Here is an 18382-nt window from a genome sequence, read left to right on the forward strand (position 1 = left end):
TGTCAGACCAGCTCCTCGGTGCCGAAGCGGCGGACGTAGAGGAAGACCATCGCCAAGATCGCGGCCATGAGCGTGAACGACAGCGCGGCCGCGACCGGGTAGCCGCCGGGGATGGCGAGGAACTGGTCGTTGATGACGTTGCCGACCATCTTGCCGCGCTGGGGGCCGAGCAGCTCCATGTTGACGAAGTCGCCGGCCGCCGGGATGAAGGTCAGCAGCGTCCCGGCCAGGACCCCCGGCATGGACATCGGCAGGGTGACGGTGCGGAACGTCGTGAAGCCGTTGGCGTACAGGTCGCCCCCCGCCTCGATCACCCGCGGGTCGGCCCGCTCCAGCGAGGCGTAGATCGGCAGCACCATGAAGGGCAGGAAGTTGTAGGTCAGGCCCGCGACCACCGCGACCGGTGTGTTGATGATGTGGCCGCCCGGCAGCAGGTGGAGGACGTCGAGCGTCCGCGCCACCCACCCCTCGTCGGCCAGGATCTGCGACCACGCGAAGGTGCGCAGGATGAACGAGGTGAAGAACGGCGCGATGACGCAGATCATCATGAGGTTGCGCCACCGGCCGGCCTTGAACGCCATCGCGTAGGCGAGCGGGTAGGCCACGACGAACGCGAGCAGGGTGGCCAGGCCCGCGTAGAGGAACGACCGCGCGAAGTGCGGCGCGTAGTCGGTGAGCGCGCTGACGTAGTTCTCGACGTTGACGTCGCGGTAGTAGTAGCCCGGGAAGCCCGGGTAGCGGCTCTGCAGGCTCACGGAGGCGAGCTGCACCAGGGGCAGGACGAAGAACACCCCGAGCCACAGCGCGCCCGGGAGCAGGAGCAGGTACGCCGTCCGGCTCCGCTTGGTCGACTCCGGAGCCGGCGCGGCTCGGCTCACCCCGGGATCGCCCGCGACCTGCGCGAGCCCGCTCATGCGGGGACCACGGCGTCGTCCACGGGCACCCCGAAGGCGTGGCCGGGGTTCCACGTCAGCCACACCTCGTCCCCGGGCCGCAGGTCGATGGGGTCGACGTCGAGGTTCTGCTCGTAGCAGCTCCACGTGGCCCCGCTCGGCATGTCGACGAGGTAGCTCGTCGCCACCCCGAGGAACGACACGTCGCGCACCACGCCCTTGACGTCGTTCCCGACGCCGGCGGGCTGGTCGCGCGAGACCGTCACCTTCTCGGGGCGCACGCCGAAGAGCACCTGGCCCTCGTGCACCTCCGAGCGCGACCTCAGGATCCTGACCTTGGTGCCGAGCACGTCGGCGACGAGGTGGTCGCCGTCGGTGCCCTCGATCGTCCCCACGCCGGTGTTCGCCTGGCCGAGGAAGTTCGCGACGAAGCGGGTGCGTGGGAGGTCGTACAGCGACGCGGGAGCGCCGAGCTGCTCGATCCGGCCCCGGTTCATCACCGCGACCGTGTCGGCCATGGTCATGGCCTCCTCCTGGTCGTGGGTGACGTGGATGAAGGTGAGGCCCACCTCGGTCTGGATGCGCTTGAGCTCCACCTGCATCTCGCGGCGCAGCTTGAGGTCGAGCGCGCCGAGCGGCTCGTCGAGCAGCAGCACCTCGGGGTGGTTGACGAGCGCCCTGGCCAGTGCGACGCGCTGCTGCTGGCCGCCCGAGAGCTGCGCGGGCTTGCGCCCGGCCAGGGGCGTCATCTGCACCAGCTCGAGCGCCTCGTCGGTCCGCCTGGCGGCGTCCTTGTCCTTGCGGCGCTTGGGTCCGAAGGCCACGTTGTCGCGGATCGTCAGGTGCGGGAACAGCGCGTAGGACTGGAAGACGGTGTTGACCGGCCGCTCGTACGGCCGGGATCCGGTGAGGTCGGTGTCGCCGATCATCACCCGGCCGGCGGTGGGCTGCTCGAGCCCCGCGACCATACGCAGCGTGGTGGTCTTGCCGCAGCCCGACGGGCCGAGCAGGGCGAAGAACGAGCCCCGCGGGACCGTCAGGTCGATGTCGTCGACGGCGGTGAAGTCGCCGAAGGCCTTGGTCACGCCCTCGAGCCGGAGGTCGCCGCGTGCTTCCCGGAAGCCGGCCATCAGTTGCCCATCACCTTCGTGGACCACAGGTCGGCGAACTCGATGTCCTCGTCGGCACCGAGGGCGCGGAACTGCTGGATGTTGCGCTCGGCGATGAAGTCGGCCGTGGGGAAGATCCAGGGGCTCTCCGCGAGCTCGGGGTCGATCTTCTCCATCTCGGCCTGCGCGCCGTCGACGGGGCAGACGTAGTTGACCCAGGCAGCGACCTGCGCCGCGACGGCCGGGTCGTAGTAGTAGTCCATGAGCCTCTGCGCGTTCTTCCGGTGGGTGGCGGTGATCGGCACCATGAGGTTGTCCGACCAGAGAGTGCCGCCGGACTCGGGGATGGTGAACGTCCAGGCCGGGTCCCCGGTGTCGTAGGCCAGCACGAAGATGTCGCCGCTCCAGGTGATGCCGGCGACGGCGTTGCCGCTGGTGAGGTCCTCCATGTACGAGTTGCCCTTCACCTTGCGGATGTAGCCCTCCTCGATCTTCTGCTCGATGAAGTCCAGCGCGCTCTCGAACTCCGCGCGGCCCCAGTCGCTGTCGATGTCGACTCCCTGGGACTGCATGACCAGCCCGGCGGTGTCGCGGAACTCCGAGAGCACGACGACGCGGCCCTTCAGGTCGTCGGTCCACAGGTCGTCGAGGGACTTGAGCTCCCGGCCGACCTTGTCGCGGTTGTAGCCGATGCCGGCGAAGCCGCTCTGCCAGGTGATGGAGAAGTTGCGGCCGGGGTCGAAGGACACGTCCTTGAGCGGCTGCAGCAGGTTGCCGACCACGTTGGGCATCTGGATCAGCTCGAGCGGCTGGCACAGCTGGTCGCGGATGACCCGCCCGGCCATCCAGTCGGTGAGGGTGAAGATGTCGCGGTCGATGCTCTGGTTCGCCCGCAGCTGCGGGGCGACCTTGGCGTAGTACGAGTCGTTGTCGTCGATGTCCTCGCTGTAGCTGACCTCGATCCCGGTCTGCTGCATGAACGCCTCGAGCGTCGGTGACTTCGTCTCCTTCCCGTTCATGTCGAGGTAGGCCGTCCAGTTGGCCCACTTGAGGATCTTCTCCGCGTCGGAGACGTCCTCGGGCAGGTCGAGGTTGGTCAGCCCGGCGCTGCCCGACGGGGGCTTCGGCGGTGCGCACCCGGCGAGGGCGACCCCGGCGCCGGCGGCCATGCCGGTGCCCAGCAGCGCCCGGCGGCTCAGCCCGCCGGAGGAGGCTGCCGCGACGACGGCGGCGGCCGGCGTCGACAGGGGACGCCGCGCGCGGCGTGGGATGGGTGTCATCTGTTCTTTCCTCCGCTCAGCCCGAGTCGCTCCTGCTGGCCCGGCTCAGACCTCGATGTTGGCCATGACGTGCTTGATGCGGGTGTAGTCCTCGAAGCCGTACATCGAGAGGTCCTTGCCGTAGCCGGACTTCTTGTAGCCGCCGTGCGGCATCTCGGCGACGAGCGGGATGTGGGTGTTGATCCACACGCAGCCGAAGTCGAGCGCCCGCGACATCCGCATCGCGCGGCCGAAGTCCCTGGTCCACACCGAGGAGGCCAGGCCGTAGTCGACGCCGTTGGCCCAGCGGACCGCCTCGTCCTCGTCGGTGAAGCGCTGGACCGTGATGACGGGGCCGAAGATCTCGTTCTGGACGGCCTCGTCGTCCTGGCGCAGGCCGGAGAGCACGGTCGGCTCGAGGAAGTAGCCCCCGCCGAGGTCCGTGCGCCGGTTGCCGCCGGCCGACACGGTCGCGTGCGCGGGGAGGTTCTCGATGAAGCCCGTGACCCGCGCCAGCTGGTTGGTGTTGTTGACCGGGCCGAGCAGCGCGTCCTCGTCGTCGGGCAGCCCCACCGGCGCGGAGCTGCGCGCGTACTCCGCGAGCGCGGCCACGAAGTCGTCGTGGATCCCCGGCGCGACGAGGACCCGTGTCGCGGCGGTGCAGTCCTGGCCGGCGTTGAAGTAGCCCGCGACGGCGATGCCCTCCACGGCGGCCTCGAGGTCGGCGTCGTCGAAGACCACCACCGGCGCCTTGCCGCCCAGCTCGAGGTGGACCCGCTTGACCTGCGGCGCGGCGCTCGCCGCCACCTCCGCGCCGGCGCGCACCGAGCCGGTGATCGCGACCATGGCGGGCGTCGGGTGCTCCACGAGCAGGCGGCCGGTTTCGCGGTCGCCGGTCACGACGTTCAGCGTGCCCGCGGGCAGGTGCTCCGAGGCCAGCTCGGCCAGCCGCAGGGTGCTCTCCGGTGTGGTGTCGCTGGGCTTGAGGACGACGGTGTTGCCGGCGGCGAGGGCGGGGCCGATCTTCCACACCGCCATGAGCAACGGGTAGTTCCACGGCGTCACCTGGCCGACGACGCCGATCGGCTCCCGCCGGATCCACGACGTGTGGCCCGCCATGTACTCGCCGGCGGCCTTGCCCTCGAGGACCCGGGCCGCACCGGCGAAGAACCGGAGCTGGTCGACCATGGGCGGGATCTCCTCGCTCGCGGTCAGCGCCTTGATCTTGCCGGTGTTCTCCGACTCCAGTGCGATCAGCTCGTCGGCGTGGGACTCCACGGCGTCGGCCAGCTTGAGCAGCGCCTGCTGGCGCTCGCTCGGCGTCGTGCGGCCCCACTCCCCGAAGGCCCGGCCGGCGGCGTCGTACGCCGCGTCGACCTCCTCGGTGCCGCTCACCGGCGCACGGGCGACCACCTCGCCCGTGGCGGGGTTGACGACGTCGCTCATCGCTCCGGGGCTGCCGTCGACGAAGCGGCCACCGATGAAGTTGCGAAGCGTGCGGGGGCTGGTCACGTGTGTCCTCCCGGTCGGGTGCGGTCGAAGGGAGACTAGGACGGCGGACCGGTCAATCTCCATACCCACGGGCAAAGATTCTGCGGTAATCGCAGAATTAACGAGTATGAAATGCGGATTCCACGTCCGACGACTTGCGAAGCCGCAGTCTCCCGTCCACGATGGGCCGCATGAGTGAGGGATCGGTGCGGCTCGATGCGACCGCCAAGCGCATCATCGAGCTCCTCCAGGAGGACGGCCGCATCTCCTACGCCGCGATCGCGAAGGCCGTCGGGCTGTCCGAGGCCGCTGCTCGCGCGCGGGTCCAGAAGCTGCTCGACTCCGAGGTGATGCAGGTCGTCGCCGTCACCGACCCGACCCAGGTCGGGTTCACCCGCCAGGCGATGATCGGCGTGCGCACCGAGGGCGACCCGATGAAGGTGGGCGACCGCCTCGCCGAGGTGAGCGAGGTCGACTACGTCGTCACGACCGCCGGCAGCTTCGACCTCCTCGTCGAGGTGGTGTGCGAGGACGACCCGCACCTGCTCGACGTCATCCGCCAGGTCCGAGAGCTCGAGGGCGTGGTCTCCTCGGAGACCTTCGTCTACCTCAAGCTCAACAAGCAGCACTACAACTGGGGTACCCGATGAGCCTGCACACGTCCTCCGCCGACACCTTCGACCACCAGGCCGCCGGGCGCGACCACCTGTGGTTGCACTTCACCCGGCACTCCACCTACGAGAATGGCGGCGAGATGCCGATGATCGTGCGGGGGGAGGGTCACCGCATCTGGGACAGCCACGGGCGGGAGTACATCGACGGCCTCGCCGGCCTGTTCGTCGTGCAGGTCGGCCACGGCCGCGAGGAGCTCGCCGAGGCGGCCGCCCGCCAGGCCAAGGAGCTCGCCTTCTTCCCGCTCTGGTCCTTCGCCCACCCGCGGGCGGTCGAGCTGGCCGACCGGATCGCCGCGATGGCCCCCGGCGACCTGAACCGCGTCTTCTTCACCACCGGTGGCGGCGAGGCCGTGGAGTCCGCCTGGAAGCTGGCCAAGCAGTACTTCAAGCTCACCGGCAAGCCGAACAAGCACAAGGTGATCTCCCGCGCCGTGGCCTACCACGGCACCCCGCAGGGGGCGCTGTCCATCACCGGCATCCCGCCGCTGAAGGAGATGTTCGAACCCCTGGTGCCGGGAGCGCACAAGGTGCCGAACACCAACTTCTACCGCCGCCCCGAGTTCGTGGGCGACGACGAGAAGGCGTTCGGCCGGTGGGCCGCGGACCGGATCGCGGAGGCCATCGAGTTCGAGGGCCCCGACACCGTCGCCGCGGTCTTCCTGGAGCCGGTGCAGAACGCGGGCGGGTGCTTCCCGCCGCCGCCCGGCTACTTCGAGCGGGTCCGCGAGATCTGCGACGAGTACGACGTGCTGCTCGTCTCCGACGAGGTCATCTGCGCGTTCGGCCGCGTCGGCGAGATGTTCGGCGCCTCGGAGTTCGGCTACCAGCCCGACATCATCACCTGCGCCAAGGGCATGACGTCCGGCTACTCGCCGATCGGCGCGATGATCGCCAGCGACCGGCTGTTCGAGCCGTTCAGGAGCGGGACGACGGCGTACGCCCACGGGTACACGTTCGGTGGCCACCCGGTCTCCTCGGCCGTCGCGATGGCCAACCTCGACATCTTCGAGCGCGAGGGCCTCAACGACCACGTGGCCCGCAACGCCCCGGCGTTCCGCGCGGCGCTGGAGAGGCTGCTGGACATCCCGATCGTGGGCGACGTGCGCGGCCACGGCTACTTCTACGGCATCGAGCTCGTGAAGGACCGGGAGACAAAGGAGACCTTCAACGACGCCGAGTCCGAGCGGCTGCTCCGCGGCTACCTCTCCGGGGCGCTGTGGGAGGCCGGGCTCTACTGCCGCGCCGACGACCGCGGCGACCCCGTGATCCAGCTCGCGCCGCCGCTGATCATCGGCCAGCCGGAGTTCGACGACATCGAGCAGCGGCTCCGCTCGGTGCTGACGGGGGCGCTCGCGCACCTCTGAGCGGCACGTCGCTGATGTGCGCCCGCCCGGGGTGACCGGGGAGGATGGGCACGTGAACGACGTCGTACGCCCGGCCCGCCCGCACCTCAAGCTCACCGAGGACGGGCGGCGCATGCGCGAGGTCCTCACCTACTCCCGTCGCGGCAACCGGTTCACCCCGCGCCAGGCCGAGTCGTGGGCGGCCCACCACGCCGGCTGGGTCATCCCCGACGAGGCGGTCGACCGACCCGGCTTCTCGCTGGCCGAGTGGTTCGGTCGCGAGGCGCCGCTGATCGTCGAGATCGGCTCGGGCATCGGCGAGGCCACCGCGGTGCTCGCCGCCGCCCGGCCCGACCACGACGTCCTCGCGCTGGAGGTGTGGCGCCCGGGTGTCGCCGACTCGCTGTGGCGGGTCGCCGAGGCGGGCGCCGACAACGTGCGCTTCTGCTCCGTCGACGCCGTCTGGTCGCTCGAGCACCTCGTCGCGCCGGGCAGCCTCGCCGAGCTCTGGACGTTCTTCCCCGACCCGTGGCGCAAGACCAAGCACCACAAGCGGCGACTGGTGAACCCGGCCAACGCCGCGCTCGCGTCGTCGCGGCTCGTGCCCGGCGGCAGGTGGCGGCTGGCCACCGACTGGGCCGACTACGCCGACCAGATGCTCGAGGTGCTCGACGCCGAGCCGACCCTGGAGGGCGGTCGCGTCGAGCGGTGGAGCGAGCGGCCGGTCACGCGCTTCGAGCGCAAGGGCCTCGAGGCCGGACGTGACATCGTCGACCTCTGCTACCGCCGGACGTCCTGATCACTCCAGCACCAGGCCGGCCTCGCGCAGGAGGTGCTCGAGGCGGAGCCGCTCCGCCTCGCGGTCGGTGCCCTCGGGGACCCCGCTGAGCGTGTCGGGCACGCCGAGGCGCTCCGCCGCCTGCACGAGCAGGTCCTCGTACGCTGCCCGCGTGCCGCGCCGCCGTGCCATGGTCGTGCCCGGGGCAGGTGCGACGACCTCGGCGCGCACCCGTCGCAGGGACCGCGCGAGGTCCTCGATCGCGGGGCCGACGGGCGTCTCCGGGGGAGGGGAGGCGCGGTCGCGCACCCGCCGCCAGGCACGCCGGACCCGGTCGTAGCACACCACCGCGAGCCCCGCTCCGAGCAGCAGCACGACGACGAGCACCTCGACCGGACCGGCCATCCTCCGACGGTAGGCCGGGGCCCTGCGGCGGGCAAGAGCAGGGCGCCGGCCGGCACGAGGGCCACCCGCCGGACCGGGTCTCCTGCGATTTGGCGTGGGCGCGCGGAGTCTGTCAAGATGTTCCGGTTGCTCCGGCGGGTCGCCGGGGAGCGGCACGCCTTGACTTCTGAATCGCGTCTCCTTGATCGAGCCAGTCGTCTTGCGTGCACCGCACCGGATCACGTGGTGATCGGAGACCCGACCAGATCCGACAACCGTCGGGTGCCACCCAGAGCATCACCGCTTCCCCTCGGGGTCGTGTCACGAGTCAGAACCGCGACACGCCCGACCGCGGGGGTCGGCGGGTGGCGGAGAGACAGGCGGCGCTCGCCCACCCGGGGCAGGGAGCCGGAAACAGACCAGGCGTACGAGATCGAAGAGGACACGGACCTATGGCGGGACAGAAGATCCGCATCAGGCTCAAGGCCTATGACCACGAGGTGATCGACACCTCGGCGCGGAAGATCGTGGACACCGTCACCCGCACGGGTGCGAAGGTCGCCGGCCCTGTGCCGCTGCCGACCGAGAAGAACGTGTACTGCGTCATCCGTTCGCCCCACAAGTACAAGGACTCCCGCGAGCACTTCGAGATGCGGACGCACAAGCGCCTGATCGACATCATCGACCCGACGCCGAAGACCGTCGACTCGCTGATGCGTCTCGACCTGCCTGCCGGTGTCGACATCGAGATCAAGCTCTGAGGCGCGACATGGCTAACACTTTCGAACGCAACGTGAAGGGCCTGCTGGGCACCAAGCTCGGCATGACCCAGCTCTGGGACGAGAACAACCGCATCGTCCCCGTCACCGTCATCGCGGCCGCGACCAACGTCGTGACCCAGGTCCGCCAGCCCGAGGTCGACGGCTACAACGCCATCCAGGTCGGCTTCGGCGAGATCGAGGCCCGCAAGGTGAACTCGCCCGAGGCGGGTCACTTCGCCAAGGCCGGCGTCACCCCCCGTCGCCACCTCGCCGAGATCCGCACCGCGGACGCCGCCTCGTACACCGTGGGCCAGGAGCTCGGGGTCGACACCTTCGCCGCAGGCGAGGAGATCGACGTCACCGGCACCAGCAAGGGCAAGGGCTTCGCCGGCACGATGAAGCGGCACGGCTTCGCCGGTGTCTCCGCCTCGCACGGTGCCCACCGCAACCACCGCAAGCCCGGCTCGATCGGCGCCTGCGCCACGCCGGGTCGCGTGTTCAAGGGCACCCGCATGTCGGGCCGCATGGGCAACGACACGGTCACCACCCAGAACCTGACGGTGCACGCCGTCGACGCCGACAAGGGCCTCATCCTCCTCAAGGGCGCCGTTCCCGGCCCCCGGGGTGGCCTCGTGGTCCTCCGCTCGGCCGCCAAGAACTCCGCCGCTACTGGCAAGGAGGCCTGAGCATGGCTGTCCAGACCGTCCAGGTCGACCTCCCCGCCGAGATCTTCGACGTCGAGGTCAACATCCCGCTGATCCACCAGGTCGTCGTGGCCCAGCAGGCCGCTGCGCGCCAGGGCACCCACGCCACCAAGACCCGCGGCGAGGTCCGCGGCGGTGGCAAGAAGCCCTACAAGCAGAAGGGCACCGGCCGCGCCCGCCAGGGCTCGACCCGCGCCCCGCAGTTCGCCGGTGGTGGCACCGTGCACGGCCCGCAGCCGCGCAGCTACGACCAGCGCACGCCCAAGAAGATGAAGGCCGCCGCCCTGCGCGGTGCCCTCTCCGACCGGGCCCGCAACGGTCGCGTGCACGTGGTCGACGGCCTGGTGTCGGGCGACAAGCCCTCCACCCGCGCCGCGCTCGCCGCGCTGACCTCGCTGACCGACCGCGTGGGCTACCTCGTGGTGCTGGAGCGCTCCGACGCGATCACCTGGCTCTCGCTGCGCAACGCGCCCGAGGTCCACATCGTCGCCGTCGACCAGCTCAACACCTACGACGTGCTGGCCGCTGACGACGTGGTCTTCACCAAGGGCGCCTACGACGTGTTCGTCGGTGGCGCCACCGCCCCGGCCGCCGGCTCGACCACCGGGGCCGACGCCGCCGACGAGCCGGCCCTGCCGGCCGGCGCCAAGGCGCCGCTCAAGAGCGGGAAGAACCCGAAGGGCTACGAGGTCCTCGGCCAGCAGTCCGGCACCTACCTCGTCGAGGGCGACGCCGGCTACGACGTCGCGGGCGGGGACTTCTGGTTCAAGTCCGTCGAGGACGCCGAGGCCGCCGGTCTCACCCGTGGCAAGGAGGACGACAAGTGAGCACCCTGCACAAGGACCACCGCGACATCCTGATCGCCCCGGTCGTGTCCGAGAAGAGCTACGGCCTGCTCGACGCCAACAAGTACACCTTCATCGTCCACCCGGACGCCAACAAGACCGAGATCAAGATCGCGGTCGAGAAGGTCTTCGACGTCAAGGTCACCTCCGTCAACACGATCAACCGCCAGGGCAAGACGCGTCGCACCCGCTACGGGATCGGCAAGCGCCCCAACACCAAGCGCGCGATCGTCAGCCTCGCCGAGGGTCACCGCATCGACATCTTCGGAGGTCCGGTCTCCTGACCGGGCTGGTGAATAGGAACTGATATGGCTATCCGCAAGTACAAGCCGACCACCCCGGGCCGCCGTGGCTCGTCGGTGGCCGACTTCGTCGAGATCACCCGGACCACGCCCGAGAAGTCGCTGACGCGCCCGCTGCCCAAGAAGGGCGGCCGCAACAACCAGGGACGCATCACCACGCGTCACCAGGGTGGCGGTCACAAGCGCGCCTACCGCGTCATCGACTTCCGTCGCTACGACAAGGACGGCGTGCCGGCCAAGGTCGCTCACATCGAGTACGACCCCAACCGCACCGCTCGCATCGCGCTGCTGCACTACGCCGACGGCGAGAAGCGCTACATCGTCGCGCCGAAGGACCTGACCCAGGGCACCGCCGTGGAGTCCGGCCCCAACGCCGACATCAAGCCCGGCAACAACCTGCCGCTGCGCAACATCCCGGTCGGTACCACCATCCACTGCGTGGAGCTGCGTCCCGGCGGCGGCGCCAAGCTCGCCCGCTCGGCCGGCAACTCCGCCCAGCTCGTCGCCCGTGAGGGCTCGCGCGCCACGCTGCGCCTGCCCTCGGGCGAGATGCGCTACGTCGACGTGCGCTGCCGCGCGACCGTCGGCGAGGTCGGCAACGCCGAGCAGTCGAACATCAACTGGGGCAAGGCCGGCCGCATGCGCTGGAAGGGCAAGCGCCCGACCGTCCGCGGTGTCGTCATGAACCCGGTCGACCACCCGCACGGTGGTGGTGAGGGCAAGACCTCCGGTGGTCGCCACCCGGTCTCCCCCTGGGGCAAGCCCGAGGGTCGTACGCGCAAGCGCAAGGCCAGCGACTCCCAGATCATCCGTCGTCGCAAGTCCGGCAAGGGTAGGAAGTAACCGACATGCCTCGTAGCCTCAAGAAGGGCCCCTTCGTCGACGACCACCTGCAGAAGAAGGTGGACGCCGAGAACGAGAAGGGCTCGCACAACGTCATCAAGACCTGGTCGCGCCGGTCGATGATCGTGCCCGACATGATCGGCCACACCATCGCCGTGCACGACGGTCGCAAGCACGTCCCCGTCTTCGTCACCGACTCCATGGTCGGCCACAAGCTCGGGGAGTTCGCCCCCACCCGCACCTACCGCGGGCACGTCAAGGAAGACCGGAAGGGACGCCGTCGATGAGCACCACCGAGCGCAGCCGCACCAGCGCGCGCCGCGAGTCGCTGCTCGGCGACCAGCCGGGCGCGTTCGCCAGCGCACGCTACGTGCGGATCACCCCGATGAAGGCCCGCCGTGTCGTCGACATGGTCCGCGGCCTCCCGGTCGACGAGGCGCTGACGCTGCTGCAGTTCGCGCCGCAGGCCGCCTCCGAAACCGTCTACAAGGTCCTCGAGAGCGCGGTCGCCAACGCCGAGACGACCGAGGGCCTCAACCGCGCCGACCTCGTCCTCTCCGTCGCCATGGTCGACGAGGGTCCGACGATGAAGCGCTGGCGTCCGCGTGCCCAGGGCCGCGCGACCCGCATCAACAAGCGCACCAGCCACATCACCCTCGCGGTGCAGCCGGCTGACGCGCTCGACGCCAAGCCGGGCAAGAACGCCCGTGCCAACAAGAACGGAAGGGGTGCCTGATGGGTCAGAAGATCAACCCCAACGGCTTCCGCCTGGGCATCTCCACCGACCACAAGAGCCGCTGGTACGCCGACAAGCTCTACAAGTCGTACGTCGGTGAGGACGTCGCCATCCGCAAGCTGCTCTCCAAGGGCATGGAGCGGGCCGGCATCGCGAAGGTCGAGATCGAGCGCACCCGTGACCGCGTCCGGGTCGACATCCACACCGCGCGTCCCGGCATCGTCATCGGCCGCCGCGGCGCCGAGGCCGACCGCATCCGCGGGGAGCTCGAGAAGCTCACCGGCAAGCAGGTGCAGCTGAACATCCTCGAGGTCAAGAACCCCGAGGTCGACGCGCAGCTGGTCGCCCAGGGCGTCGCCGAGCAGCTCTCGGGCCGTGTGCAGTTCCGCCGCGCCATGCGCAAGGCGATGCAGACCTCTATGCGCTCCGGCGCCAAGGGCATCCGGATCCAGTGCTCGGGCCGCCTCAACGGCGCCGAGATGTCGCGCACGGAGTTCTACCGCGAGGGCCGCGTGCCCCTGCACACCCTCCGCGCCGACATCGACTACGGCTTCTACGAGGCCCGCACCACCTTCGGCCGCATCGGCGTGAAGGTCTGGATCTACAAGGGCGAGGTCGCCGGCACCCGTGCCGAGCGCCAGGCCCAGCAGGCCGCCCGCGCCGGTGCTCCCGGCCGCGGTGGTCGTCCCAACACCCGTGGTGGCGACCGTCCGAGCCGTGGCTCGCGCGGCGACCGCGGTGCCCGCGGTGGCGACGCCCCCGCCGTGACCGAGGCGCCGGCCGGCGGCGACACCGCCCTGGCCGCCACCCCTGCAGAGACCCAGGAGGGCTGACACCATGCTGATGCCCCGTCGCGTCAAGCACCGCAAGCAGCACCACCCCAAGCGCCGCGGCGTCGCCAAGGGCGGCACCACGCTGGCCTTCGGTGACTTCGGCATCCAGGCGGTCGAGGGTCACTACGTGACCAACCGGCAGATCGAGTCGGCCCGTATCGCCATGACCCGTCACATCAAGCGTGGCGGCAAGGTGTGGATCAACATCTACCCCGACCGTCCGCTGACCAAGAAGCCGGCCGAGACCCGCATGGGCTCCGGCAAGGGCTCCCCCGAGTGGTGGGTGGCCAACGTCAAGCCCGGCCGCGTCATGTTCGAACTCTCCGGCGTCGACGAGACCGTTGCCCGCGAGGCCATGCGCCGCGCGATGCACAAGCTCCCGATGAAGTGCCGGTTCATCTCCCGTGAGGCCGGTGAATTCTGATGGCTGCCCTGAACGCCCACGAGCTCGACGAGCTCAACGCCAGCGACCTGGAGGCCAAGCTCCGCGAGGCCAAGGAGGAGCTGTTCAACCTCCGCTTCCAGGCGGCCACCGGCCAGCTGGAGAGCAACGGCCGGCTCCGCACGGTCAAGAAGGACATCGCCCGCATCTACACCGTGGTCCGCGAGCGCGAGCTCGGGATCCGCACCACGCCGGGCACCAACGAAGAGGCGAAGGCATGAGCGAGAACACTGCGACCCAGTCGGCCGACGAGCGCAACCAGCGCAAGGTCCGCGAGGGCCTCGTCGTGAGCGACAAGATGGACAAGACCATCGTCGTCGCCGTGGAGGACCGCGTGAAGCACGCCCTCTACGGCAAGGTGCTGCGCAAGACCTCGCGCCTCAAGGCCCACGACGAGACCAACCAGTGCGGCGTCGGCGACCGGGTCCTCATCATGGAGACCCGTCCGCTGTCCGCCACCAAGCGCTGGCGGCTCGTCGAGGTCCTCGAGAAGGCCAAGTGAGCCCTCGGTGAGCCGATCCGTCGGCTCACCGGACCAGCACCACCCGTAACCCCACCAGTTCGGCCAGGCTCCCGCCCCGCGAGGGCGTGAGAACCGGCTCGACAACCAGGAGAAACCAATGATCCAGCAGGAGTCGCGACTCAAGGTCGCCGACAACACCGGTGCGAAGGAGATCCTCTGCATCCGTGTTCTCGGTGGCTCCGGCCGTCGCTACGCCGGCATCGGTGACGTCATCGTCGCCACCGTCAAGGACGCGATCCCCGGTGGCAACGTCAAGAAGGGCGACGTCGTCAAGGCCGTGGTCGTGCGCACCGTCAAGGAGCGTCGCCGTGCCGACGGCTCCTACATCCGCTTCGACGAGAACGCCGCCGTCATCCTCAAGAACGACGGCGAGCCTCGTGGCACGCGCATCTTCGGCCCCGTGGGCCGCGAGCTGCGCGAGAAGCGCTTCATGAAGATCATCTCGCTCGCCCCGGAGGTGCTGTGAGAGATGGGTAAGAACATGAACATCAAGAAGGGCGACACCGTCAAGGTGATCGCGGGCAAGGACAAGGGTGCCCAGGGCAAGGTCATCTCGGTCCTCCGTGAGGAGGAGCGGGTGGTCGTCGAGGGCGTCAACCTCGTCAAGCGCCACACCAAGTCCGTGCAGCAGACCAACACCACCGGCGGCATCATCACCCGCGAGGCGCCCATCCACGTCTCCAACGTGATGCTCGTCGAGGGCGACGGCGTCACGCGTGTCGGCTTCCGCCGCGACGAGGTCACCAAGCGCCGTCCCGACGGCTCGACCTACGCCGCCAGCCGCTCGGTCCGCGTGTCCCGCAAGACCGGCAAGGAGATCTGAGATGGCCGAGACCCAGACGACGGAGATCCCCCGTCTCAAGGCGCGCTACCGCGAGGAGATCGTCCCCGCCCTGCGCTCGGAGTTCGACATCGCGAACATCATGCAGGTGCCCGGCCTGACCAAGATCGTGGTCAACATGGGCGTCGGCGAGGCCGCTCGCGACTCCAAGCTGATCGAGGGCGCCATCCGCGACCTCACCGCGATCACCGGCCAGAAGCCGGCCGTGACCAAGGCCCGCAAGTCCATCGCGCAGTTCAAGCTGCGCGAGGGCATGCCGATCGGTGCGCACGTCACGCTGCGCGGCGACCGGATGTGGGAGTTCCTGGACCGGCTGCTGTCGCTGGCCCTGCCACGCATCCGCGACTTCCGCGGCCTCTCGCCGAAGCAGTTCGACGGCCGCGGCAACTACACCTTCGGTCTCACCGAGCAGGTCATGTTCCACGAGATCAACCAGGACAGGATCGACCGGTCCCGCGGCATGGACATCACCGTCGTGACCACCGCCACCAACGACGACGAGGGCCGCGCGCTGCTCAAGCAGCTCGGCTTCCCGTTCAAGGAGAACTGACATGGCGAAGACTGCGCTCAAGGTCAAGGCCGCCCGCAAGCCGAAGTTCGCTGTCCGCGGCTACACCCGCTGCCAGCGCTGCGGCCGCCCGAAGGCCGTCTACCGCAAGTTCGGCCTGTGCCGCATCTGCCTGCGGGAGATGGCCCACCGCGGCGAGCTCCCCGGCGTCACCAAGTCCTCCTGGTGACCACGGTCTCCTGGTAAATCACCTCACACCCGTTGCAGGTCCACCGGCTGCGAGCCGGCGGAAACCACGACGAGAAAGAACCACATCATGACGATGACTGACCCGATCGCAGACATGCTCACGCGTCTGCGCAACGCCAACCAGGCGTACCACGACGTGGTGTCGATGCCCTACAGCAAGATGAAGGCCGGCCTCGCGGAGATCCTCAAGCAGGAGGGCTACATCACCTCCTACGACGTCGCGGACAACGTGACCGCCGAGGGCGAGCCCGCCGTCGGCAAGACGCTGACCGTCACGCTCAAGTACGGCCGCAACCGGGAGCGCTCGATCGCGGGCGTCCGCCGCATCAGCAAGCCCGGCCTGCGCGTGTACGCCAAGCACACCAACCTGCCCAAGGTCCTCGGCGGCCTCGGCGTCGCGATCATCTCGACGTCCCAGGGCCTGCTCACCGACCGCCAGGCGAACCAGAAGGGCGTGGGCGGCGAAGTCCTCGCCTACGTCTGGTGACCCGGACCCTCTGAGACCAGGAAGAGAGAGAAGCATGTCGCGCATTGGCAAGCTCCCCATCGCGGTCCCGTCCGGTGTCGACGTCGCGATCGACGAGTCGATGGTCACCGTCAAGGGCCCCAAGGGCACCCTGTCGCACACCGTCGCCGCGCCGATCACGGTCGCCAAGGGCGAGGACGGCGTCCTCGAGGTCACGCGTCCCGACGACGAGCGCACCAGCCGCTCGCTCCACGGCCTGACCCGCACGCTCATCAACAACATGGTGGTCGGCGTCACCGACGGCTACGAGAAGAAGCTCGAGATCGTGGGCGTGGGATACCGCGTCCTGCCCAAGGGCCCGACGCAGCTCGAGTTCCAGCTCGGCTACTCGCACCCGATCATCTTCGACGCCCCCGAGGGCATCACCTTCACCGTCGAGGGCCCGACGAAGCTCGGCGTCGTCGGCATCGACAAGCAGCTCGTCGGCGAGGTCGCGGCCAACATCCGCAAGCTCCGCAAGCCCGAGCCCTACAAGGGCAAGGGCGTGCGCTACGCCGGCGAGCAGATCCGCCGCAAGGTCGGAAAGGCCGGTAAGTGACATGGCGATCTCCCTGAGCAACAACAAGCACACGGCGAACCGTGTCCGTGCCCGCCTCCGCCGCCAGGCGCGTGGCCGCAAGCGGATCCACGGCACGACCGAGCGCCCGCGCCTGGTCGTGACCCGGTCCTCGCGTCACATCACCGTGCAGGTCGTCGACGACCTCGCCGGTGCCACGCTGGCCTACGCCTCCTCGATGGAGGCCGACGTCCGCAGCGCGGGCGGCGACAAGACCGAGCAGGCCAAGAAGGTCGGCGAGCTCGTCGCGAGCCGTGCCAAGGCGGCGGGTGTCGAGGGCGTCGTCTTCGACCGTGCCGGCAACAAGTACCACGGTCGCATCGCGGCCCTGGCTGACGCCGCCCGTGAGGGCGGCCTCCAGTTCTGATCGCACGACACCCCAAGATTCTGCGCGGCAGCGTGGCGACGAAGTCGGCACGGTCGCGCCAGACAACACTGAAGGAGCAAGTCTCATGAGCGGAGCCCAGCGCGGACAGCGCGGTGGCGAGCGCCAGTCTGGTGACCGTCGCGGACGCGACAACGGTCGCCAGGCTGACAAGACCGCCTACATCGAGCGCGTCGTGGCGATCAACCGTGTCGCCAAGGTCGTGAAGGGTGGTCGTCGCTTCAGCTTCACCGCCCTCGTGATCGTCGGCGACGGTGAAGGTCTGGTCGGCGTCGGCTACGGCAAGGCGAAGGAAGTCCCCGCGGCGATCGCCAAGGGTGTCGAGGAGGCCAAGAAGCACTTCTTCAAGGTCCCCCGCATCCAGGGCACCATCCCGCACCCGGTCCAGGGCGAGAAGGCCGCAGGCGTCGTCCTGCTGCGTCCCGCCGCTCCCGGTACCGGCGTGATCGCCGGTGGCCCGGTGCGCGCGGTCCTCGAGTGCGCCGGCATCCACGACGTGCTCAGCAAGTCGCTCGGCTCGTCCAACCAGATCAACATCGTCCACGCGACCGTCGAGGCGCTGCGGATGCTCGAGGAGCCCGAGGCCGTGGCCGCGCGCCGCGGCATGCGCGTCGAGGACGTCACCCCGGCCGCGCTGCTGAAGGCGCGCGCCGAGGCCGAGCTCGAGGCGACGGCGGGGGTGCAGTCCTGATGGCACAGCTGAAGGTCCAGCAGAAGCGCGGGCTGGTCGGGCTCAAGGCCAACCAGCGCGAGACGCTTCGTTCCCTCGGTCTCAAGCGCATCGGCGACGTCGTCGTGAAGGAAGACCGCCCGGAGATCCGGGGCATGATCAACACCGTCCGTCACCTCGTGACGGTCGAGGAGGTGGAGTGACATGACGCTCAAGCTGCACCACTTGCGTCCCGCTCCGGGTGCCAAGACCGCCAAGACCCGCGTGGGTCGCGGTGAGGCCTCGAAGGGCAAGACCGCCGGTCGCGGTACGAAGGGCACCAAGGCGCGCTACCAGGTCCCGTCTGCGTTCGAGGGCGGCCAGATGCCGATCCACATGCGCCTGCCCAAGCTGAAGGGCTTCAAGAACCCCTTCCGCGTGGAGTTCCAGGTCGTCAACCTCGACCGCCTCGGCGAGCTCTTCCCCGAGGGCGGCCAGGTGACCGTCGCCGACCTCGTGGCCAAGGGCGCGGTCCGCAAGGGCCAGCCGGTCAAGGTCCTGGGCCAGGGCGACATCTCGGTCCCGGTCCAGGTCAGCGCCGACGCGTTCTCGTCCTCCGCCCGGGAGAAGATCGAGGCCGCCGGCGGCACCGCGACCGTGGCCTGAGGCCACATCTCGCACATCCGGTGAAGGCCTGGCCGCACAGTGGGAACTGTCGGCCGGGCCTTCGTCGTCGTGGGGGGAAGTC

29 protein-coding genes are annotated in these 18382 nt (G+C 69.6%); 24 read left to right on the plus strand and 5 right to left on the minus strand.

Annotated elements, in window-relative coordinates:
- Positions 1-2: 2 nt before the first annotated feature.
- The 4 genes from J3P38_RS15795 to J3P38_RS15810 are packed head-to-tail and all read right to left on the minus strand — an operon-like array spanning position 3 to position 4773.
- A complete protein-coding gene (locus tag J3P38_RS15795) occupies positions 3-914 on the minus strand; it encodes an ABC transporter permease (RefSeq protein ID WP_210504320.1) in 912 nt (303 codons plus the stop codon).
- Positions 911-2023 carry an ABC transporter ATP-binding protein gene (locus J3P38_RS15800; protein ID WP_210504321.1) on the minus strand — a complete coding sequence of 371 codons (1113 nt, stop codon included), beginning with the start codon at positions 2021-2023 and terminating at the stop codon, positions 911-913. Before J3P38_RS15800 ends, J3P38_RS15795 begins: the two co-directional genes overlap by 4 nt.
- On the minus strand, positions 2023-3282 hold the full coding sequence (locus tag J3P38_RS15805) for an ABC transporter substrate-binding protein (protein ID WP_210504322.1): 1260 nt from the start codon (positions 3280-3282) through the stop codon (positions 2023-2025). Before J3P38_RS15805 ends, J3P38_RS15800 begins: the two co-directional genes overlap by 1 nt.
- Positions 3283-3327: 45 nt before the next feature.
- Positions 3328-4773: a gamma-aminobutyraldehyde dehydrogenase gene (locus J3P38_RS15810; RefSeq protein WP_307807959.1), complete on the minus strand. Its 1446-nt coding sequence runs from the start codon at positions 4771-4773 to the stop codon at positions 3328-3330.
- 170 nt (positions 4774-4943) lie between these two features.
- On the opposite strand from J3P38_RS15810, the gene J3P38_RS15815 reads away from it, so the two are divergent.
- The 3 genes from J3P38_RS15815 to trmB are packed head-to-tail and all read left to right on the plus strand — an operon-like array spanning position 4944 to position 7568.
- Positions 4944-5402 carry an Lrp/AsnC family transcriptional regulator gene (locus J3P38_RS15815; protein WP_246850090.1) on the plus strand — a complete coding sequence of 153 codons (459 nt, stop codon included), beginning with the start codon at positions 4944-4946 and terminating at the stop codon, positions 5400-5402.
- The gene (locus J3P38_RS15820) at positions 5399-6790 is read left to right on the plus strand and encodes an aspartate aminotransferase family protein (RefSeq protein ID WP_210504323.1); all 1392 of its coding nucleotides are present in this window, start codon (positions 5399-5401) and stop codon (positions 6788-6790) included. Before J3P38_RS15815 ends, J3P38_RS15820 begins: the two co-directional genes overlap by 4 nt.
- A 52-nt stretch (positions 6791-6842) precedes the next feature.
- Positions 6843-7568: a tRNA (guanine(46)-N(7))-methyltransferase TrmB gene (gene trmB / locus J3P38_RS15825; RefSeq protein WP_307807960.1), complete on the plus strand. Its 726-nt coding sequence runs from the start codon at positions 6843-6845 to the stop codon at positions 7566-7568.
- Here the strand turns inward: trmB and J3P38_RS15830 are convergent, their stop codons facing one another.
- Positions 7569-7952: a hypothetical protein gene (locus J3P38_RS15830; RefSeq protein ID WP_210439918.1), complete on the minus strand. Its 384-nt coding sequence runs from the start codon at positions 7950-7952 to the stop codon at positions 7569-7571. It lies immediately after the preceding gene.
- Between the two features lie 431 nt (positions 7953-8383).
- On the opposite strand from J3P38_RS15830, the gene rpsJ reads away from it, so the two are divergent.
- From rpsJ to rplO, 21 genes are all read left to right on the plus strand, one after another.
- Complete coding sequence (gene rpsJ, locus J3P38_RS15835; protein WP_008360994.1) at positions 8384-8692, plus strand: 30S ribosomal protein S10; 309 nt, start codon at positions 8384-8386, stop codon at positions 8690-8692.
- Positions 8693-8700: 8 nt separating this feature from the next.
- Positions 8701-9378 (plus strand): 50S ribosomal protein L3, encoded by a 678-nt coding sequence (rplC, locus tag J3P38_RS15840; RefSeq protein ID WP_210439919.1) that lies wholly within the window; start codon positions 8701-8703, stop codon positions 9376-9378.
- Positions 9379-9380: 2 nt separating this feature from the next.
- Complete coding sequence (gene rplD / locus J3P38_RS15845; protein WP_210504324.1) at positions 9381-10223, plus strand: 50S ribosomal protein L4, sunset domain variant; 843 nt, start codon at positions 9381-9383, stop codon at positions 10221-10223.
- Positions 10220-10525 (plus strand): 50S ribosomal protein L23, encoded by a 306-nt coding sequence (gene rplW / locus J3P38_RS15850; RefSeq protein ID WP_210439921.1) that lies wholly within the window; start codon positions 10220-10222, stop codon positions 10523-10525. Before rplD ends, rplW begins: the two co-directional genes overlap by 4 nt.
- A gap of 24 nt (positions 10526-10549) precedes the next feature.
- Complete coding sequence (rplB, locus tag J3P38_RS15855) at positions 10550-11386, plus strand: 50S ribosomal protein L2 (RefSeq protein WP_210439922.1); 837 nt, start codon at positions 10550-10552, stop codon at positions 11384-11386.
- 5 nt (positions 11387-11391) lie between these two features.
- On the plus strand, positions 11392-11673 hold the full coding sequence (gene rpsS / locus J3P38_RS15860) for a 30S ribosomal protein S19 (protein ID WP_090969263.1): 282 nt from the start codon (positions 11392-11394) through the stop codon (positions 11671-11673).
- Positions 11670-12122 carry a 50S ribosomal protein L22 gene (rplV, locus tag J3P38_RS15865; RefSeq protein WP_210439923.1) on the plus strand — a complete coding sequence of 151 codons (453 nt, stop codon included), beginning with the start codon at positions 11670-11672 and terminating at the stop codon, positions 12120-12122. Before rpsS ends, rplV begins: the two co-directional genes overlap by 4 nt.
- On the plus strand, positions 12122-12955 hold the full coding sequence (gene rpsC / locus J3P38_RS15870; RefSeq protein WP_210439924.1) for a 30S ribosomal protein S3: 834 nt from the start codon (positions 12122-12124) through the stop codon (positions 12953-12955). The genes rplV and rpsC overlap by 1 nt, the downstream gene beginning before the upstream one ends.
- A 4-nt stretch (positions 12956-12959) precedes the next feature.
- Positions 12960-13379, plus strand: a complete 420-nt coding sequence (rplP, locus tag J3P38_RS15875) for a 50S ribosomal protein L16 (RefSeq protein ID WP_210439925.1) — start codon at positions 12960-12962, stop codon at positions 13377-13379.
- The gene (gene rpmC / locus J3P38_RS15880; protein WP_210439926.1) at positions 13379-13618 is read left to right on the plus strand and encodes a 50S ribosomal protein L29; all 240 of its coding nucleotides are present in this window, start codon (positions 13379-13381) and stop codon (positions 13616-13618) included. The genes rplP and rpmC overlap by 1 nt, the downstream gene beginning before the upstream one ends.
- Complete coding sequence (gene rpsQ / locus J3P38_RS15885; RefSeq protein WP_210504325.1) at positions 13615-13899, plus strand: 30S ribosomal protein S17; 285 nt, start codon at positions 13615-13617, stop codon at positions 13897-13899. Before rpmC ends, rpsQ begins: the two co-directional genes overlap by 4 nt.
- 118 nt (positions 13900-14017) lie before the next feature.
- Positions 14018-14386: a 50S ribosomal protein L14 gene (rplN, locus tag J3P38_RS15890; protein ID WP_056599693.1), complete on the plus strand. Its 369-nt coding sequence runs from the start codon at positions 14018-14020 to the stop codon at positions 14384-14386.
- A gap of 3 nt (positions 14387-14389) precedes the next feature.
- Positions 14390-14743 carry a 50S ribosomal protein L24 gene (gene rplX, locus J3P38_RS15895; protein ID WP_210439928.1) on the plus strand — a complete coding sequence of 118 codons (354 nt, stop codon included), beginning with the start codon at positions 14390-14392 and terminating at the stop codon, positions 14741-14743.
- A gap of 1 nt (position 14744) precedes the next feature.
- Complete coding sequence (gene rplE / locus J3P38_RS15900) at positions 14745-15311, plus strand: 50S ribosomal protein L5 (protein ID WP_210439929.1); 567 nt, start codon at positions 14745-14747, stop codon at positions 15309-15311.
- 1 nt (position 15312) lies between these two features.
- Positions 15313-15498, plus strand: coding sequence for a type Z 30S ribosomal protein S14 (locus J3P38_RS15905; protein WP_011757321.1), 186 nt, complete (start codon positions 15313-15315; stop codon positions 15496-15498).
- An 87-nt stretch (positions 15499-15585) separates the two neighbouring features.
- A complete protein-coding gene (gene rpsH / locus J3P38_RS15910) occupies positions 15586-16005 on the plus strand; it encodes a 30S ribosomal protein S8 (protein ID WP_191278206.1) in 420 nt (139 codons plus the stop codon).
- Positions 16006-16039: 34 nt separating this feature from the next.
- Positions 16040-16582 carry a 50S ribosomal protein L6 gene (gene rplF, locus J3P38_RS15915; protein WP_210439930.1) on the plus strand — a complete coding sequence of 181 codons (543 nt, stop codon included), beginning with the start codon at positions 16040-16042 and terminating at the stop codon, positions 16580-16582.
- Position 16583: 1 nt separating this feature from the next.
- Complete coding sequence (rplR, locus tag J3P38_RS15920) at positions 16584-16967, plus strand: 50S ribosomal protein L18 (protein ID WP_210439931.1); 384 nt, start codon at positions 16584-16586, stop codon at positions 16965-16967.
- A gap of 85 nt (positions 16968-17052) precedes the next feature.
- Positions 17053-17676, plus strand: coding sequence for a 30S ribosomal protein S5 (gene rpsE, locus J3P38_RS15925; RefSeq protein ID WP_210439932.1), 624 nt, complete (start codon positions 17053-17055; stop codon positions 17674-17676).
- A complete protein-coding gene (rpmD, locus tag J3P38_RS15930; protein WP_210439933.1) occupies positions 17676-17858 on the plus strand; it encodes a 50S ribosomal protein L30 in 183 nt (60 codons plus the stop codon). Before rpsE ends, rpmD begins: the two co-directional genes overlap by 1 nt.
- A gap of 1 nt (position 17859) precedes the next feature.
- Positions 17860-18300, plus strand: a complete 441-nt coding sequence (gene rplO, locus J3P38_RS15935) for a 50S ribosomal protein L15 (protein ID WP_210439934.1) — start codon at positions 17860-17862, stop codon at positions 18298-18300.
- Positions 18301-18382 lie beyond the last annotated feature (82 nt).

It is taken from the genome of Nocardioides xinjiangensis (assembly GCF_017916455.1).
GTDB lineage: Bacteria > Actinomycetota > Actinomycetes > Propionibacteriales > Nocardioidaceae > Nocardioides > Nocardioides xinjiangensis.

Excerpts from the sequence above, each read along its gene's own strand:
- rplO (WP_210439934.1), top strand. The coding sequence starts at position 17,860 with ATGACGCTCAAGCTGCACCACTTGCGTCCCGCTCCGGGTGCCAAGACC.
- rpsC (WP_210439924.1), top strand. The coding sequence starts at position 12,122 with ATGGGTCAGAAGATCAACCCCAACGGCTTCCGCCTGGGCATCTCCACC.
- rplN (WP_056599693.1), top strand. The coding sequence starts at position 14,018 with ATGATCCAGCAGGAGTCGCGACTCAAGGTCGCCGACAACACCGGTGCG.
- rplB (WP_210439922.1), top strand. The coding sequence starts at position 10,550 with ATGGCTATCCGCAAGTACAAGCCGACCACCCCGGGCCGCCGTGGCTCG.
- J3P38_RS15905 (WP_011757321.1), top strand. The coding sequence starts at position 15,313 with ATGGCGAAGACTGCGCTCAAGGTCAAGGCCGCCCGCAAGCCGAAGTTC.
- rpmD (WP_210439933.1), top strand. The coding sequence starts at position 17,676 with ATGGCACAGCTGAAGGTCCAGCAGAAGCGCGGGCTGGTCGGGCTCAAG.
- rplR (WP_210439931.1), top strand. The coding sequence starts at position 16,584 with ATGGCGATCTCCCTGAGCAACAACAAGCACACGGCGAACCGTGTCCGT.
- rplP (WP_210439925.1), top strand. The coding sequence starts at position 12,960 with ATGCTGATGCCCCGTCGCGTCAAGCACCGCAAGCAGCACCACCCCAAG.
- J3P38_RS15815 (WP_246850090.1), top strand. The coding sequence starts at position 4,944 with ATGAGTGAGGGATCGGTGCGGCTCGATGCGACCGCCAAGCGCATCATC.
- J3P38_RS15795 (WP_210504320.1), bottom strand. The coding sequence starts at position 914 with ATGAGCGGGCTCGCGCAGGTCGCGGGCGATCCCGGGGTGAGCCGAGCC.
- rplD (WP_210504324.1), top strand. The coding sequence starts at position 9,381 with ATGGCTGTCCAGACCGTCCAGGTCGACCTCCCCGCCGAGATCTTCGAC.
- rplC (WP_210439919.1), top strand. The coding sequence starts at position 8,701 with ATGGCTAACACTTTCGAACGCAACGTGAAGGGCCTGCTGGGCACCAAG.
- J3P38_RS15830 (WP_210439918.1), bottom strand. The coding sequence starts at position 7,952 with ATGGCCGGTCCGGTCGAGGTGCTCGTCGTCGTGCTGCTGCTCGGAGCG.
- rpsS (WP_090969263.1), top strand. The coding sequence starts at position 11,392 with ATGCCTCGTAGCCTCAAGAAGGGCCCCTTCGTCGACGACCACCTGCAG.
- rpsE (WP_210439932.1), top strand. The coding sequence starts at position 17,053 with ATGAGCGGAGCCCAGCGCGGACAGCGCGGTGGCGAGCGCCAGTCTGGT.
- rpsJ (WP_008360994.1), top strand. The coding sequence starts at position 8,384 with ATGGCGGGACAGAAGATCCGCATCAGGCTCAAGGCCTATGACCACGAG.
- rplV (WP_210439923.1), top strand. The coding sequence starts at position 11,670 with ATGAGCACCACCGAGCGCAGCCGCACCAGCGCGCGCCGCGAGTCGCTG.
- J3P38_RS15805 (WP_210504322.1), bottom strand. The coding sequence starts at position 3,282 with ATGACACCCATCCCACGCCGCGCGCGGCGTCCCCTGTCGACGCCGGCC.
- rplE (WP_210439929.1), top strand. The coding sequence starts at position 14,745 with ATGGCCGAGACCCAGACGACGGAGATCCCCCGTCTCAAGGCGCGCTAC.
- rplF (WP_210439930.1), top strand. The coding sequence starts at position 16,040 with ATGTCGCGCATTGGCAAGCTCCCCATCGCGGTCCCGTCCGGTGTCGAC.
- rpsQ (WP_210504325.1), top strand. The coding sequence starts at position 13,615 with ATGAGCGAGAACACTGCGACCCAGTCGGCCGACGAGCGCAACCAGCGC.
- rpmC (WP_210439926.1), top strand. The coding sequence starts at position 13,379 with ATGGCTGCCCTGAACGCCCACGAGCTCGACGAGCTCAACGCCAGCGAC.
- rplX (WP_210439928.1), top strand. The coding sequence starts at position 14,390 with ATGGGTAAGAACATGAACATCAAGAAGGGCGACACCGTCAAGGTGATC.
- rpsH (WP_191278206.1), top strand. The coding sequence starts at position 15,586 with ATGACGATGACTGACCCGATCGCAGACATGCTCACGCGTCTGCGCAAC.
- J3P38_RS15800 (WP_210504321.1), bottom strand. The coding sequence starts at position 2,023 with ATGGCCGGCTTCCGGGAAGCACGCGGCGACCTCCGGCTCGAGGGCGTG.
- J3P38_RS15820 (WP_210504323.1), top strand. The coding sequence starts at position 5,399 with ATGAGCCTGCACACGTCCTCCGCCGACACCTTCGACCACCAGGCCGCC.